Below are 14,325 nucleotides of genomic sequence, written 5' to 3'. Positions count from 1 at the left end.
CTCTCTGCCGCGCCGGCCTCACACCTAGTTGAGAGGCCGGCGTCACAGATAAAAAAGTTCCGCCATTACGCGTAAAGGTTTTGAAAGCGTGCGTCGGCTTGACCCATAATGAGACGTCGGCGCGTTTCGCCGACCGGGTTCTTTGAACCTGCCTCGCTCGTGGAGGCGCTTCATGCACCGCGCTGGCCGTACCCTGTGCGCAGCCCTAATCCTGATGCCCCTGGTCGCCCTGGCCGGTGGTAATTCGCTGCTCGTCCCCAGCACCAGCCGTTGCAACCTGAATCTGGCCAACGAAGCCCTGGCACAGGCGATCGCCCGCTGCCAGCAGATCGCCCATGACGGCGACGCCCAGGCGCAGTACGAACTCGGCGACTTCTATTACGAAGGCAAGCAGACGCCCAAGGATCTCAACCAGGCGCGGCTGTGGTTCGAGCAGGCGTCGCTCAAGGGCAACGCCGATGCGCAGAATCGACTCGGCAACATGTTCTTTCGCGGCGAGGGCGTTCCGCCCAACAATATCCAGGCCTATATCGTCCTGAAGATGGCCGCCATCAATGGCAACGACGAAGCCATGGATACCGCCGACCTGGTCAGCGCCCAGATGCGTCGTGACGAGCTGGAGATGGCCACCCAGGTACTGGGGCAGATCTTTCGCGACTATCTGCAGGACATGCAGACCGCGGGCAATCTCAATCCCTTCCAGCCGCCGCAGAACTAGCGGTCCGGCGCCGGCCCTACTGCTCGCCAGCGCGAACCTACTTGGCCATACCTAGCTTTTGTCGGGCATCGGCATGGGGAACGGCATGACGTTGGTGCCACCCTTGGCTTCGCTGATCTTGGGCTGACCCAGACGCTCCACCTCGTCGATGCGGATGATCGAATGCATCGGCACGAAGCTGCGCACCACGCCTTCGAACTGGGCCTTGAGCTTTTCCTCGCTCGGATCCACCACCACCTGGGTGCGCTCGCCGAACACCAGCTCCTCGATTTCCAGGAAGCCCCAGAGATCGCTCTGGAAGATCTGCTTGGCATAGATCTCGAAGACCTGACCCTGGTTGACGAAGATGACCTTGTAGATGGCCGGCTTGTTCGGGGATGAGCTCATGGCGGACGCGAATTTCAACGGAAAAAGAGGGCTGCGAGCATAGCATGGCGGTCAGCCATCAGCAGGGGTTTCCAACCGTGCCCGCTGCGCCACCACGGTACTGACCCAGTCGATGAACACCCGCATCTTGGCGCTGACATGGCGATTGGGGGCAAAGGCCAGATAAAGCGGCAGGGGTGCTACCTGCCAGTCTTCGAACAGGGTCCTCAGCTCGCCGCGGGACACCGCTTCCGCTGCCAGGTAGTGCGGCAGACAGACCACCCCCAGCCCCGCCTGCCCCGCCGCCAGGCAGGCATTGCCGTCGTCTACCTCCAGACTGTGGCGCCCCTGCAACTCCAGGCGCTCGGCGCCGCGTTGCAGGGCATAGGGAAAGCCCGTGCCCGTCCCCCAGAGAAATCGCACCACCCGATGCGGCGCCTCGGCCAGCACCGCGGGATGATCCGGTACACCATGCGTCGCGAGGTAGGCCGGCGCGGCATAGCAACCCAGCCGCAGCGCGCCCAGCGGGCGAGCCACCAGATACTGCTCGCGGATGCGCCCGCCACGGATCACGCAATCGACGTTGTCGCCAATCAGATCCACCTGGCGATCGCTGACGCCCAGGTCCAGCTGGATGTCCGGATAACGCTCGAAGAATTCCGGCAGCGCCGGGATCAGGATCAGGCGCGCCAGAGGGCTGGGCACATCCACCCGCAAGCGACCCCGGGGCGTGCGGGTGGCGACCGACAGGCCTGTCTCGGCGTCATCCACCGCGGCCAGCACGCCTAGACAGCGCTGGTAATAGGCTGCGCCATCGGCGGTGACCTGCACCTGCCGGGTGGTCCGATTGAGCAGGCGCACCTGCAAGCGTGCTTCCAGCTGCTGCACCTGCTGGGTGACGCGGGTCCGGCTGCTGCCCAGGGTCTCGGCCGCGCGGGTGAAGCTGCCGGCTTCCACCACCCGCACGAAGGTCTGCATCGCAGCGAACAGGTCCATGCCGATTCCTGGAAAGAGGATTGTTTGGATTGTACAAACAATGCTGACCGCCAGGCCTGGTTTATCTCTTGGCGGGCCGGCGCCTAAGGTGGCCTTATCGATCCCTACCGGAGCACCACCATGACCCGTGACGTCGTCTTTCCCGCCCAGCGCCACGCCCTCTACGAACAGCACCGCTATTCGCCGGCCATCCGTTCCAACGGCTTTCTCTTCGTCTCGGGCCAGGTCGGCAGCCGTGCCGATGGCTCGCCTGAGCCGGAGCTGGAAGACCAGGTCCGCCTGGCCTTCGCCAACCTCGACGCCATTCTTGCCGCCGCTGGCGCGTCCTTCGCCGACGTAGTGGACGTCACCCTGTTCATGGTCGATGCCGAGGCCAGCTTCGAACGGATCTGGCCGGTGCTGCTGGAGCACTGGGGCACGGCGCCCTACCCCACGGTGACCGCGGTCGGCGTCACCTGGCTGGCCGGCTTTCGCTTCGAGATCAAGGTCATCGCCCGACTACCGGAGGGCAGCGCCCAGGGCTAGGCCGGCTGCCTTCCGGGCGGCTCTTCCCCGTGCGGAAGGCCATCATTATAATGCGCGGTCCACTCGCCACCGACTCCCTGCCGCGCATGTCCAAGAAGCTCTATATCGAAACCCATGGCTGCCAGATGAACGAATACGATTCGTCGCGCATGGTCGACCTGCTCGGCGAACGGGAGCCGCTGGAAGTCACCCAGAATCCGGCCGAGGCCGATGTCATCCTGCTCAACACCTGCTCGATCCGCGAGAAGGCGCAGGAGAAGGTGTTCTCCCAGCTCGGTCGCTGGCGCGAACTCAAGCTGGAAAATCCCGACCTGGTGATCGGCGTCGGCGGCTGCGTGGCCAGTCAGGAAGGCGCTGCCATTCGCGACCGCGCGCCCTATGTCGACGTGGTCTTCGGTCCCCAGACCCTGCACCGGCTGCCGGAAATGATCGACGCCGCGCGCACCACCCGGGCACCTCAGGTGGACATCTCCTTCCCCGAGATCGAGAAGTTCGACCGCCTGCCCGAGCCGCGCATCGACGGCCCCAGCGCCTTCGTCTCCATCATGGAAGGCTGCAGCAAGTACTGCACCTTCTGTGTGGTGCCCTATACCCGTGGTGAAGAGGTCAGCCGGCCGCTGGACGACGTCCTGGCCGAGATCATCCACCTCGCCGAGCACGGGGTACGAGAAGTGACCCTGCTGGGCCAGAACGTCAACGGCTATCGCGGCGCCACCGGCGACGGCCGCATCGCCGACTTCGCCGAGCTGCTATATGTGGTGGCGGCGGTCGACGGCATCGACCGCATCCGCTACACCACCTCGCACCCGCTGGAGTTCTCCGACGCCCTGATCCAGGCCCACGCCGAGATCCCGGAACTGGTGAAATTCGTCCACCTGCCGGTGCAGGCCGGTTCGGATCGCATCCTGGCCGCCATGAAGCGCAACCACACGGCGCTGGAATACAAGTCGCGCATCCGCAAGCTCAAGGCGGCGGTGCCCGACATCTGCATCAGCTCGGACTTCATCGTCGGCTTTCCCGGCGAGACCGAGAAGGATTTCGAGCAGACCATGAAGCTGATCGAGGACGTCGGTTTCGACTTTTCCTTCTCCTTCATCTACAGCGCGCGTCCTGGCACTCCGGCGGCCGACCTGGTCGACGACACCTCGGACGAGCTCAAGAAGCAGCGCTTGCAGATCCTGCAGACGCGTATCCACCAGCAGGGTTTCGAGATCAGCCGGCGCATGGCTGGCAGCGTCCAGACCATCCTGGTCAGCGACTTCTCCAAGCGCGATCCCGGCATGCTGCAGGGCCGTACCGAGAATAACCGCATCGTCAACTTCCGCTGCAGCGACGCCAGCCTGATCGGCCAGTTCGTCCAGGTGCACATCGACGAAGCCCTGCCGCACTCGCTGCGTGGCACCCTGCTCGCTCCGGTCGCCAACGGCGCCCGCCCGACCGTCGCCGCCGCCCTGGCCTGATGGATGGTCGCACGCGCCCTTTGCCAAGGGCGCGACGCAGGTTACTCTCACGCTACGTCAAGTTTTCGTAAAGCCAATCCAAAGGGTCTCCCAGCACACCTTGAATACCCCCCAGACGCTCCAGCATTTCACCCTCGAACCCTTCGACGCCGACCGTTTCGCCAACCTGTGCGGCCAGCTCGATGAGAATCTGCGCCAGATCGAACGGCGTCTTGGCATCGAGATCCGCAACCGCGGCAACCAGTTCGAACTGGTCGGCGATCCCGAGCGCACCCGCGCGGCCCAGAACCTCCTGCAGCGCCTCTATCGCGAGACCGCCAGTGGCACGGCGGTGGCGCCGGAACTGGTGCACCTCTATCTGCAGGAGTCCGGCCTGGAAGCCTTGCAGGAAGAGCACCGTAGCGGCGGCGACACCAGCGTGGCCCTGCGCACCAAGAAGGGCATGATCCGTCCGCGTGGCGCCAACCAGCAGCGCTACGTCAAGTCGATCCTCGATCACGACATCAACTTCGGCATAGGCCCGGCCGGTACCGGCAAGACCTACCTGGCCGTGGCCTGCGCCGTGGACGCCCTGGAGCGCGAGCAGATCCGCCGCATCCTGCTGGTACGCCCGGCGGTGGAAGCCGGCGAGAAGCTCGGCTTCCTGCCCGGCGATCTGGCGCAGAAGATCGACCCCTATCTGAGACCCCTGTACGACGCCCTCTACGAGATGCTCGGCTTCGAGCAGGTGGCCAAGCTCATCGAGCGGCAGGTCATCGAGGTCGCGCCGCTGGCCTACATGCGTGGCCGGACCCTCAACAACAGCTTCATCATTCTCGACGAAAGCCAGAACACCACCCTCGAGCAGATGAAGATGTTCCTCACCCGGATCGGTTTTGGCTCCACCGCGGTGATTACCGGTGACGTGACCCAGGTCGACCTGCCGCGTGGTACCAAGTCGGGCCTCAAGCATGTCATCGAGGTCCTGCGTGACGTGCCCGGCATCGGCTTCACCCATTTCGAGTCCAAGGACGTGGTGCGCCATCCGCTGGTGCAGCGCATCGTCGAGGCCTATGACCGCTTCGAAGCGCTGCAGGACAAGCCGCGCGGCAACGGTGAGGATCGCCATGGCGATTGAGCTGGACGTCCAGGTCGCCAGCGAGGCGGCCGATCTTCCCGAGGAGCCGGACTTACGCCACTGGTGTGAACTGGCCCTGCGCGCCCGCCAGGGCGATTCGGAGCTCACCATTCGCCTGGTGGACGAAGACGAGGGCCGCGAGCTCAACCGCACCTGGCGGCACAAGGACTACGCCACCAACGTGCTGTCCTTTCCGGCCGACGTGCCGGACGAATTCCTCGATATTCCCCTGCTCGGCGATCTGGTGATCTGCGCCCCCGTGGTGGCCCGCGAAGCCGCCGAGCAAGGCAAGCCCGTCAAGGCGCACTGGGCGCACCTGGTCATCCACGGCTGCCTGCACCTGCTGGGCTACGATCATCTGGAAGATGACGAAGCCGAGGAGATGGAAGACCTGGAACGCCAATTGCTCGCTGAACTGGGCTATCCCGATCCCTACGGTGAATGACACACACATGAACGAAGATCGATCAGGCAATGGGCATCGTTCCTGGCTGGAACGCATCGTCCAGGCCTTTGCCCATGAACCCAAGAGCCGCCAGGAGCTGCTGGAACTGCTGCGTGAAGCGCACGAGAACAAGGTGCTCGACAGCGAGGCGCTGTCCATCGTCGAGGGCGCCATTTCGGTAGCCGACCTGCAGGTGCGCGACATCATGGTGCCGCGCTCCCAGATCATCAGCATCCGTGCCCACCAGACCCCGGCGGAATTCCTGCCGGCGGTGATCGAGGCCGCCCACTCCCGCTATCCGGTGATCGGCGACGGCCCTGACGACGTCCTCGGCCTGCTGCTGGCCAAGGACCTGCTGCCCCTGCTGCTGCTGGACCACGAGCTCCCCTTCGACCTCAAGGCGGTGCTGCGCCCGGCCACCTTCGTGCCCGAGTCCAAGCGCCTCAACGTGCTCCTGCGCGAATTCCGCTCCACCCACAGCCACATGGCCATCGTGGTGGACGAATACGGCGGCGTCGCCGGCCTGGTGACCATCGAGGACGTGTTGGAGCAGATCGTCGGCGAGATCGAGGACGAGCACGACGTGGAGGAAGAGAGCTTCATCAAGTCGCTGCCCAATGGCGACTTCGTGGTCAAGGCGCTCACGCCCATCGAGACGCTCAACGAGACCCTGGAGACTCGCTTCGCCGACACCGACGCCGACACCGCCGGCGGCCTGGTGATGAATCGCCTGGGTCACCTGCCCAAGCGCAACGAGGAAACGGTGATCGACGACTTCCGCTTCCGCGTCCTCAACGCCGACGGCCGCCGCATCCACCTGCTGCGGGTCACCCCGGTCAACCGCTAGCCGCGTTTGCCCCCTCTCCCTCCGGGAGAGGGTTGGGGTGAAGGCCGGTCTCTGCCTAGGCAACCCGCATCGCACGCCCTCCTACGGACCGCCGTAGGTTGGGTTGAGCGCAGCGAAGCCCAGCAGGCCTTGCCTCGACTGCACGACTGTTGGGCTTCGACGATAGAGTCGTCCTAGCCCAACCGACGGATCGCCATGGCCGCGATAGCCTTTACCACCCCCTCCCCAACTGCGACCTGGCTCGCTCTCCCTCAAGCGCCTTTGGCACTGACTCGCGCTGGCGAGTAAGCTTGCGCAGCCTCGATCGGACCAAGGATTTTCGATGCGCTGGATCTCTCAACCTGGCTGGAAGGGCAACCTTCTGGCGCTCTTCGCTGGCGCCCTCACGCCCCTGGCGTTGGCCCCTTTCAATATCTGGCCACTGGCCCTGCTGTCGGCCGGTCTTTTCTACCTGGGCCTCAAGGGCCTCACCGCCTGGCGTGCCCTGCTGCGCGGCTGGTGCTATGGCTTCGGCGCCTTCCTCGCCGGCACCAGCTGGATCTACGTCAGCATCCACGACTACGGCGCCGCCTCCGTACCCCTGGCGCTACTGCTTACCGTGGGCTTCTGCGCCGGCATCGCGCTGTTCTTCGCGCTGCCGGCCTGGCTCTGGGCGCTGTGCCTGAGACGCAACCAGGCACCCCTGGGCGATGCCCTCACCTTCGCCGGCCTGTGGTTCGCCCTGGAGCTGTTCCGCAGCTGGGCACTGACCGGCTTTCCCTGGCTGCTGCTCGGCTACAGCCAGCTCAGCGGCCCTCTGCAGGGCCTGGCGCCCCTGGGCGGCGTCTGGCTGATCTCGGCCGTGCTGGCCTTTACTGCGGCCCTGCTGGTCAATGCCCCACGGCTGATCCTGCGGCCGGTGGCCCTGGTCGCGGCCCTGGTGCTGGTGACCCTGCCCTGGGTCGCGGGCGATGTCTTCAAGGGCCAGGTGTGGACGCAACCGGCCGGTGCTCCGCTCAAGGTCGCCGGGGTCCAGGGCAACATCGCCCAGGAACTCAAGTGGAATCCGGACCATGCACGGGCCACCCTGGCGCTCTATCGCGACCATACCGCCGAGCAGACCGATGCCGACCTGGTGGTCTGGCCGGAAAACGCCATTCCCGTGCTGCGTGAATACGTCGGCGACTTCCTCGCCGCCGAAGGGGCGCAAGTGGCCGCCCATGGCGGGGCCCTGGTCACCGGCCTCCCCGCCCGCGAACGCGATGCCGATGGCGATTCGCGCTACTTCAACAGCATCACCGCGGTCGGCAACGGCTCGGGCACCTACTACAAGCAGAAACTGGTGCCCTTTGGCGAATACGTGCCGCTGCAGGAATACCTGCGGGGCCTGATCGGCTTCTTCGATCTGCCCATGTCCGACTTCGTCCGCGGCCCCGAGCATCAGGAGCCGTTGCTGGTGAAGGGTTATCGGGTGGCGCCCTACATCTGCTACGAGGTGGTCTATCCGGAGTTCGTCGCCGACCTGGCCGCCCAGAGCCAGTTGCTGCTCACTATCAGCAACGACACCTGGTTCGGCAAGTCCATCGGTCCGCAACAGCACCTGCAGATGGCGCAGATGCGTGCCCTGGAAACCGGTCGCTGGCTGGTACGGGTCACCAACGACGGCATCACCGCCCTGGTCGATCCCTTCGGGCGTATCAGCCGGCAGATCCCGGCCTTCCAGGTCGGCGTGCTGCAGGGCACCGTGGTGCCCATGGATGGCCTGACGCCCTACCTGCATTACCGCCTCTGGCCGCTGGCGATCTTTTCCGTCCTGGTGCTGCTGTGGGGCCTGCTGTTGCGGCGGCAGGATCGTCCGGAAGAAGCACCGCTGGTGGTGACTCAGCGATAGGCGAGCGGATAGAGCAAGAGCCCGGCAGTCTCGTTGAGCAACTGGGCGGTCTGCTCGACCGCCTTGGCTTCCGGCAACCAGCCACCAAAGGGCCGGCCGTTGGGGATGCCGATGAAGCCCATGGGCGCGGCGACCACCTGGAAGCCCTGGCGCTCGAAGCACCAGCGCGAACGGGCCATGTGGTAGGCCTGGGTCACCAGCACCACCCGCTTGACCCCGGCCTCGCGCAGCAGCGGCGCGCTCAGGGTGGCGTTCTCCCAGGTGGTACGGCTGGCCCCTTCCTGCCAGCGCACCGGAACCCCCAGGTCGCGCTCCATCACCTCGATCATCAGCGCCGCCTCGCTCAGCGGGCGATCATGGGGCGAACCACCGGTGATCAGTACCGGCAGGCCACTGGCCTTGGCCAGGCGCGCCGCATAGCGCAGTCGCTCCACCGCCAGGTGACTGGCGGCATCGCCTCCCCAGCCGGGATCGTCCACCTCGCGGCCAGCGCCAAGTACCACGATGGCATCCGCCTGTTGCGCCAGGCCCGCCCAGCGGGCTTCGGGCAGGGCGGCATCGCGTTCCAGCAGACGACCGCCGAACTCCACCATGGCCGGCAGGGTACTGGCCCAGAGGCCTAGCAGACCGCAAAGGAAGCAGGCCAGCCCCAGTCGCGGATGACGACGACGCAGCCACCAGCCACAGAGCAGGAGCAACAGCAGGCCGCCCGGTGGCAGCAGCAGTTGCTTGAAGAAATAACGCAGACCCATGGTCCCTCCGGTCGGTGGCGACCTCCAGGTCGCGGCGGCGCTCAGTGTAGGGGAGCGCGAACCCGAGCAGAAGGACTCTCGACCAGGACCTGGCGTCCCTGGCAGTGACTGCAGAAGGATCCCACCGGCTGTACCCGTCCGCAGCCCAGGCAGCAGGCCATGGCCGCCTCCGTCGCCTGGTGACGTTCCAGCCAGCGCCTGATCAGGGCATACTCGGCCGGACTCAGGCCCTGCACCTCTATTTCCCCGTCAGCGCTGTCGTAGAGGCGCTCCTGGGTGGCGGCCTCATCCAGCGCCAGGGCCAGGCGGCGTTGCAGGCGTACGTCGACGGGCAGCTTTTCGGACTCGCGTCGAAACTTTCCCATGATGGCGATCATCCTCCCGGATAATTGAACAGGCGTTCGAATAGCCTAGTACGGCCCTCTGGACCCTGCCTCCCCCGGAATGCGAAACAAGCGGCGGACCGGGACATTTCCCCGCGCTCGGGGGGTCATGTATGCTTGGCGGCTCGATCAAACGCCTCTGCAGCCCTCGACACGCCCATGCAAGAACACTATCAGCCCCGCGAAATAGAAGCCGCCGCCCAGTCCTTCTGGGACCAGAATCTGTCCTTCAAGGCCACCATGCGCCCGGGCCAGGAGAAGTTCTACTGCCTGTCGATGTTCCCCTACCCCAGCGGCAAGCTGCACATGGGGCACGTGCGCAACTACACCATCGGCGACGTCATTGCCCGCTACCAGCGGATGCTGGGCAAGAACGTCCTGCAGCCCATGGGTTGGGACGCCTTCGGCATGCCCGCCGAAAACGCCGCCATGAAGAACGGCGTGGCCCCGGCCAAGTGGACCTACGAGAACATCGCCTACATGAAGTCCCAGCTGCAGAGCCTGGGTCTGGCGATCGACTGGTCCCGTGAGGTCACCACCTGCAAGCCCGACTACTATCGCTGGGAGCAGTGGCTGTTCACCCAGCTGTTCGAGAAGGGCATCATCTACCGCAAGAACGGTACGGTGAACTGGGACCCGGTGGACCAGACCGTACTGGCCAACGAGCAGGTCATCGACGGCCGCGGCTGGCGCAGTGGTGCGCTGATCGAGAAGCGCGAGATCCCCATGTACTACTTCCGCATCACCGACTATGCGGAAGAGCTGCTGACCTCCCTCGATGGCCTGCCCGGCTGGCCCGAGCAGGTCAAGACCATGCAGCGCAACTGGATCGGCAAGTCCCGCGGCATGGAGGTGCAGTTCCCCTATGACCAGGAGAGCATCGGCGCCGAAGGCACCCTGAAGGTCTTCACCACCCGCCCCGACACCCTGCTCGGCGCCACCTATGTCGCCGTGGCCGCCGAACACCCGCTGGCCACCCAGGCCGCCCAGGGCAATGCCCAGCTGCAGGACTTCATCGACGAGTGCAAGCGCGGCGGCGTCGCCGAGGCCGACATCGCCACTCAGGAGAAGAAAGGCCTGGATACCGGCCTGTTCGTCCGTCATCCGCTGACCGATGCCCGCCTGCCGGTCTGGGTCGCCAACTATGTGCTGATGCACTACGGCGACGGTGCGGTCATGGCCGTTCCCGGTCACGACGAACGTGACTTCGAATTCGCCAACAAGTACCAGCTGCCCATCGTCCAGGTGGTGGATACCGAAGAGGCCACCCGTGTGCTGGCCAATCCGGACGACTACAGCCCGGCGGAATACGAGCGCTACCAGTTCGACCCGGTGCAATGGAAGGACTGGTACGGCAGCAAGGAAGGCTTCCTGATCAATTCCGGCGCCTATGACAACCTCGCCTACGACGCCGCCTTCGACGCCATCGGCGCCGATCTGCAGGCCAAGGGCCTGGGTCAGCCGCGCACCCAGTTCCGCCTGCGCGACTGGGGCATCAGCCGCCAGCGCTACTGGGGCTGCCCGATCCCCATCATCCACGGTGACGACGGCGTCGACATCCCGGTGCCCGCCGATCTGCTGCCGGTGGTGCTGCCCGAAGACGTGGTACCCGATGGCGCCGGCTCGCCCCTGGCGCGCATGCCCGAGTTCTACGAGACCGTCGATCCGCGCAACGGCCAGCCGGCCCGCCGCGAAACCGACACCATGGATACCTTCGTCGAAAGCTCCTGGTACTTCGCCCGCTATGCTTCGCCCAATTTCACCGGCGGCATGCTGGACAAGGAAGAAGCCAACTACTGGCTGCCGGTCGACCAGTACATCGGCGGCATCGAGCACGCCATCCTGCACCTGCTCTACTCGCGCTTCTTCCACAAGCTGATGCGTGACCAGGGCCTGATCGATTCCGACGAGCCCTTCGAGAACCTGCTGACCCAAGGCATGGTGGTGGCCGAGACCTACTACCGCACCAATCCCAACGGCAGCAAGGACTGGTTCAACCCGGCCGATGTCGAGGTGGAGCGCGATGCCAAGGCCAAGGTGATCGGCGCGCGCCTGAAGAGCGATGGCCAGCCGGTGGAAATCGGCGGCGTCGAGAAGATGTCCAAGTCGAAGAACAACGGCGTCGACCCTCAGGCGATGATCGACCAGTACGGCGCCGACACCTGCCGCCTGTTCATGATGTTCGCCTCGCCGCCGGACATGAGCCTGGAATGGTCCGACTCCGGCGTCGAAGGCGCCAGCCGTTTCCTGCGTCGTGTCTGGCGTCTGGCCCAGGCCCATGTGGGCCAGGGGCTGCCGAGCGCCGGCGCCCTCGGCGAGCTGTCGCCCGCCCAGAAGGACGTACGCCGTGCCATCCACCTGGCCATCCGCCAGGCCAGCCAGGATATCGGTCAGCATCACAAGTTCAACACCGCCATCGCCGCGGTCATGACCCTGATGAACGTGCTGGAAAAGGCCGCCCAGGACAGCGATACCGATCGCCGTCTGCTGCAGGAAGGCCTGGAGGCCGTCACCCTGCTGCTGGCGCCCATCACCCCGCACATCGCCCACGGTCTCTGGCAGCAGCTGGGCCACAGCGACGCGGTCATCGATGCCCGCTGGCCGCAGGTGGACGAAAGCGCCCTGGTGCAGGACAGCCTGCAGATCGTCATCCAGGTGAACGGCAAGCTGCGCGGCCAGATCGAAGTACCGGCCGACGCCAGCCGCGAGGCCATCGAGGCCGCCGCCCGCGCCAACGAGAACGTGGCGCGCTTCACCGAGGGCCTGACCATCCGCAAGGTCGTCGTGGTCCCGGGTAAACTGGTCAACATCGTCGCCAACTAAGACACGCGAACGGAGCAGACAACAGATGAAGAAACGGATTCTCCCCGGCCTTGCGGTAGTCGGCCTGGCGACCTTGCTCACGGCCTGCGGCTTCCAGCTGCGCGGCACCGGTGAAACGCGCCTGACCGTGAACGAGCTGAACCTGACGGCGCGCGACGCCTACGGCCAGACCGTCAAGGACGTGCGCGACATGCTCGAAGACGCCCATGTCCGGATCACCTCGGGTGCGCCCTACACCCTGGATCTGGGTGGCGAAGCCCAGAGCGAGCGCACGGCCAGCTACACCAGCGGCGCCCGCAGTGCCGAAGTGGAGCTGACTACCCGTCAGCCCTACACCATCGTCGGCAAGAACCAGGCGGTGCTGGTCAGCGACTACCTGGAAACCCAGCGCTATTACGTGACCGACCAGAACAACATCGTCGGTTCCGAACAGCAGAAGGACCAGCTGCGCCGCGAGATGCGCCGCGAACTGGTGCAGCAGCTGGCCGCTCGCCTGCAGGCCCTGACGCCCGAGCGTCTGGACAAGCTGCAACGCGACGCCGACGCCCGCGCCGCCGCCAAGGCCGAAGCCGACCGCCGCGCCCGCGAGTCCGCCCCGCCGCAGCAGTCGCCCATCGAAATCCCCACCCCTGCGCGCTAAGCGCCGCACCCGGAGCCGCAAGGCTCCGGTTTGCCATCCCGGTTCACCATGAAACTCAACGCCAACCAGCTGGGCAAGCAGCTCCAGGGCTCGCTGGCCGCCGTCTATGCCGTCAGCGGCGATGAGCCCCTGCTCTGCCAGGAAGCCAGCGACGCCATTCGTGGCGCGGCCCGCGCCCAGGGTTTCGACGAACGCGAGGTCTTCGACGTCGATGCCGGGTTCGACTGGGGCCGTCTCTACGAGGCCGGCGCCAGCCTTTCGCTGTTCGCCCAGAAACGCATCCTCGAATTGCGCCTGCCCACCGGCAAGCCCGGCGACAAGGGCTCCGCCGCCCTGCTCGACTACCTGGCCCGCCCCGCCGAAGACACCCTGCTGCTGATCAGTCTGCCGCGGCTCGATGCCGCGGCCCAGAAGACCAAGTGGGCCAAGGCCCTGCTGGAGCACGAGCAGGCGCAATTCGTGCAGATCTGGCCGGTGGAACTGGCGCAGTTGCCGCAGTGGATCAACCAGCGTCTGTCGCGTCTGGGCCTGGCCGCTACCCCTGAAGCCGTCGAGCTGATCGCCGAGCGGGTGGAAGGCAACCTGCTGGCCGCTGCCCAGGAAATCGAAAAGCTCCGCCTGCTCACCGAGGGCTCCCAGGTGGACGCCGAGACGGTACGCGCCACGGTGGCCGACAGCGCCCGCTACGACGTCTTCGGCCTGCTCGACGCTGCCCTGGCCGGTGATGCCGAGCATGCAGTGCGCATCCTCGAAGGCCTGCGCGGTGAAGGCGTGGAAGCGGCCGTGGTGCTCTGGGCCCTGGCCCGCGAACTACGCCTGCTGGCCAACCTGGCCTACCTGCAGGAAAGCGGCACGCCCCTGGAGCGCGCCTTCACCCAGGTGAAGCCGCCGGTGTGGGACAAGCGCCGTCCCCTGGTCAGTCGGGCCCTGCAGCGCCAGGGCGCACGTCGTCTGGAAGCCCTGCTGCGGGACGCCCAGGTCGCCGACGAACAGATCAAGGGACAGGCACCTGGCGATGTCTGGCTGACCCTCGCCAGCCTCGCCCTGATGCTTGCTGGCAAGCGGCTGACGCTGACCAAGCCCTCGCCATAGCCGCTCCTTGTAATCCCCGGCCCTTGCAATAGACTGGCATGCCCCCATCAAGGGGTGACATTCCTCCTTCGGAGTACGCACGCATGGCCAAGAAATACAGCCGCGGCCCCAACAAGGCCAAGGTCCTCGTCAGCGATCCCTGTTTTCGCTCACGCCAGGAGCGACCCGCCAAGGGCAAAGGCAGCTACCGCCGCGAAGCCTTCTCGTTGCAAGACGAGAAGGCTTCGGTCTTTCTGGCCGCCTGAAAGCTAGGCCCAGACGCCAGGACCCGGGCCGTGCTAAGGTGAGGCT

At 65.8% G+C, this 14,325-nt stretch carries 15 protein-coding genes; 11 read left to right on the top strand and 4 right to left on the bottom strand.

What is annotated here, in order from left to right; genetic code table 11:
- Positions 1-172 precede the first annotated feature (172 nt).
- On the top strand, positions 173-718 hold the full coding sequence (locus PJ259_RS21555; RefSeq protein ID WP_059313913.1) for a tetratricopeptide repeat protein: 546 nt from the start codon (positions 173-175) through the stop codon (positions 716-718).
- 51 nt (positions 719-769) lie between these two features.
- On the opposite strand, the gene PJ259_RS21550 is transcribed toward PJ259_RS21555, so the two are convergent.
- Together PJ259_RS21550 and PJ259_RS21545 are read right to left on the bottom strand one after the other, a co-directional pair.
- A complete protein-coding gene (locus tag PJ259_RS21550) occupies positions 770-1,105 on the bottom strand; it encodes a DUF1820 family protein (RefSeq protein WP_059313912.1) in 336 nt (111 codons plus the stop codon).
- Positions 1,106-1,156: 51 nt separating this feature from the next.
- Positions 1,157-2,080 (bottom strand): LysR family transcriptional regulator, encoded by a 924-nt coding sequence (locus tag PJ259_RS21545; RefSeq protein WP_271654117.1) that lies wholly within the window; start codon positions 2,078-2,080, stop codon positions 1,157-1,159.
- Between the two features lie 120 nt (positions 2,081-2,200).
- Between PJ259_RS21545 and PJ259_RS21540 the strand changes: the two genes are divergently transcribed.
- The 6 genes from PJ259_RS21540 (at position 2,201) to lnt (ending at position 8,344) form a co-directional block, all read left to right on the top strand.
- Positions 2,201-2,605: a RidA family protein gene (locus PJ259_RS21540; protein ID WP_059313910.1), complete on the top strand. Its 405-nt coding sequence runs from the start codon at positions 2,201-2,203 to the stop codon at positions 2,603-2,605.
- Between the two features lie 86 nt (positions 2,606-2,691).
- A complete protein-coding gene (miaB, locus tag PJ259_RS21535) occupies positions 2,692-4,065 on the top strand; it encodes a tRNA (N6-isopentenyl adenosine(37)-C2)-methylthiotransferase MiaB (RefSeq protein WP_156428991.1) in 1,374 nt (457 codons plus the stop codon).
- A 100-nt stretch (positions 4,066-4,165) separates the two neighbouring features.
- Positions 4,166-5,182: a PhoH family protein gene (locus PJ259_RS21530; protein WP_271654116.1), complete on the top strand. Its 1,017-nt coding sequence runs from the start codon at positions 4,166-4,168 to the stop codon at positions 5,180-5,182.
- Positions 5,172-5,627, top strand: coding sequence for an rRNA maturation RNase YbeY (gene ybeY, locus PJ259_RS21525; protein WP_271654115.1), 456 nt, complete (start codon positions 5,172-5,174; stop codon positions 5,625-5,627). The genes PJ259_RS21530 and ybeY overlap by 11 nt, the downstream gene beginning before the upstream one ends.
- A gap of 7 nt (positions 5,628-5,634) precedes the next feature.
- On the top strand, positions 5,635-6,474 hold the full coding sequence (locus PJ259_RS21520; RefSeq protein WP_059313906.1) for an HlyC/CorC family transporter: 840 nt from the start codon (positions 5,635-5,637) through the stop codon (positions 6,472-6,474).
- A gap of 322 nt (positions 6,475-6,796) precedes the next feature.
- Positions 6,797-8,344 (top strand): apolipoprotein N-acyltransferase, encoded by a 1,548-nt coding sequence (gene lnt, locus PJ259_RS21515; protein ID WP_059313905.1) that lies wholly within the window; start codon positions 6,797-6,799, stop codon positions 8,342-8,344.
- On the opposite strand, the gene PJ259_RS21510 is transcribed toward lnt, so the two are convergent.
- Both PJ259_RS21510 and PJ259_RS21505 read right to left on the bottom strand, forming a co-directional pair.
- Entirely contained in the window at positions 8,335-9,096 is a 762-nt protein-coding gene (locus PJ259_RS21510) for a YdcF family protein (protein ID WP_271654114.1), read from the bottom strand. The two genes, lnt and PJ259_RS21510, sit on opposite strands and share 10 nt — an antisense overlap.
- 41 nt (positions 9,097-9,137) lie before the next feature.
- On the bottom strand, positions 9,138-9,461 hold the full coding sequence (locus PJ259_RS21505) for a hypothetical protein (protein WP_237140571.1): 324 nt from the start codon (positions 9,459-9,461) through the stop codon (positions 9,138-9,140).
- A gap of 177 nt (positions 9,462-9,638) precedes the next feature.
- Here PJ259_RS21505 and leuS point away from each other — a divergent pair, with 177 nt between their 5' ends.
- The 4 genes from leuS (at position 9,639) to arfA (ending at position 14,279) form a co-directional block, all read left to right on the top strand.
- Positions 9,639-12,302, top strand: coding sequence for a leucine--tRNA ligase (leuS, locus tag PJ259_RS21500; RefSeq protein ID WP_271654113.1), 2,664 nt, complete (start codon positions 9,639-9,641; stop codon positions 12,300-12,302).
- Between the two features lie 25 nt (positions 12,303-12,327).
- Positions 12,328-12,942: an LPS-assembly lipoprotein LptE gene (locus PJ259_RS21495; protein ID WP_059313901.1), complete on the top strand. Its 615-nt coding sequence runs from the start codon at positions 12,328-12,330 to the stop codon at positions 12,940-12,942.
- A gap of 48 nt (positions 12,943-12,990) precedes the next feature.
- Complete coding sequence (holA, locus tag PJ259_RS21490; RefSeq protein WP_059313900.1) at positions 12,991-14,034, top strand: DNA polymerase III subunit delta; 1,044 nt, start codon at positions 12,991-12,993, stop codon at positions 14,032-14,034.
- Between the two features lie 83 nt (positions 14,035-14,117).
- Positions 14,118-14,279: an alternative ribosome rescue factor ArfA gene (gene arfA / locus PJ259_RS21485; RefSeq protein WP_059313899.1), complete on the top strand. Its 162-nt coding sequence runs from the start codon at positions 14,118-14,120 to the stop codon at positions 14,277-14,279.
- The last annotated feature ends 46 nt before the right edge of the window (positions 14,280-14,325 follow it).

The sequence above is a fragment of the Pseudomonas sp. JBR1 genome, from assembly GCF_028198185.1.
Lineage (GTDB): Bacteria > Pseudomonadota > Gammaproteobacteria > Pseudomonadales > Pseudomonadaceae > Chryseomonas > Chryseomonas oryzihabitans_E.
This window is presented reverse-complemented; position numbering and strand designations above follow the sequence as displayed.

Excerpts from the sequence above, each read along its gene's own strand:
- PJ259_RS21545 (WP_271654117.1), bottom strand. The coding sequence starts at position 2,080 with ATGGACCTGTTCGCTGCGATGCAGACCTTCGTGCGGGTGGTGGAAGCC.
- PJ259_RS21540 (WP_059313910.1), top strand. The coding sequence starts at position 2,201 with ATGACCCGTGACGTCGTCTTTCCCGCCCAGCGCCACGCCCTCTACGAA.
- ybeY (WP_271654115.1), top strand. The coding sequence starts at position 5,172 with ATGGCGATTGAGCTGGACGTCCAGGTCGCCAGCGAGGCGGCCGATCTT.
- lnt (WP_059313905.1), top strand. The coding sequence starts at position 6,797 with ATGCGCTGGATCTCTCAACCTGGCTGGAAGGGCAACCTTCTGGCGCTC.
- PJ259_RS21520 (WP_059313906.1), top strand. The coding sequence starts at position 5,635 with ATGAACGAAGATCGATCAGGCAATGGGCATCGTTCCTGGCTGGAACGC.
- PJ259_RS21550 (WP_059313912.1), bottom strand. The coding sequence starts at position 1,105 with ATGAGCTCATCCCCGAACAAGCCGGCCATCTACAAGGTCATCTTCGTC.
- PJ259_RS21505 (WP_237140571.1), bottom strand. The coding sequence starts at position 9,461 with ATGGGAAAGTTTCGACGCGAGTCCGAAAAGCTGCCCGTCGACGTACGC.
- PJ259_RS21555 (WP_059313913.1), top strand. The coding sequence starts at position 173 with ATGCACCGCGCTGGCCGTACCCTGTGCGCAGCCCTAATCCTGATGCCC.
- miaB (WP_156428991.1), top strand. The coding sequence starts at position 2,692 with ATGTCCAAGAAGCTCTATATCGAAACCCATGGCTGCCAGATGAACGAA.
- PJ259_RS21510 (WP_271654114.1), bottom strand. The coding sequence starts at position 9,096 with ATGGGTCTGCGTTATTTCTTCAAGCAACTGCTGCTGCCACCGGGCGGC.
- PJ259_RS21495 (WP_059313901.1), top strand. The coding sequence starts at position 12,328 with ATGAAGAAACGGATTCTCCCCGGCCTTGCGGTAGTCGGCCTGGCGACC.
- arfA (WP_059313899.1), top strand. The coding sequence starts at position 14,118 with ATGGCCAAGAAATACAGCCGCGGCCCCAACAAGGCCAAGGTCCTCGTC.
- holA (WP_059313900.1), top strand. The coding sequence starts at position 12,991 with ATGAAACTCAACGCCAACCAGCTGGGCAAGCAGCTCCAGGGCTCGCTG.
- leuS (WP_271654113.1), top strand. The coding sequence starts at position 9,639 with ATGCAAGAACACTATCAGCCCCGCGAAATAGAAGCCGCCGCCCAGTCC.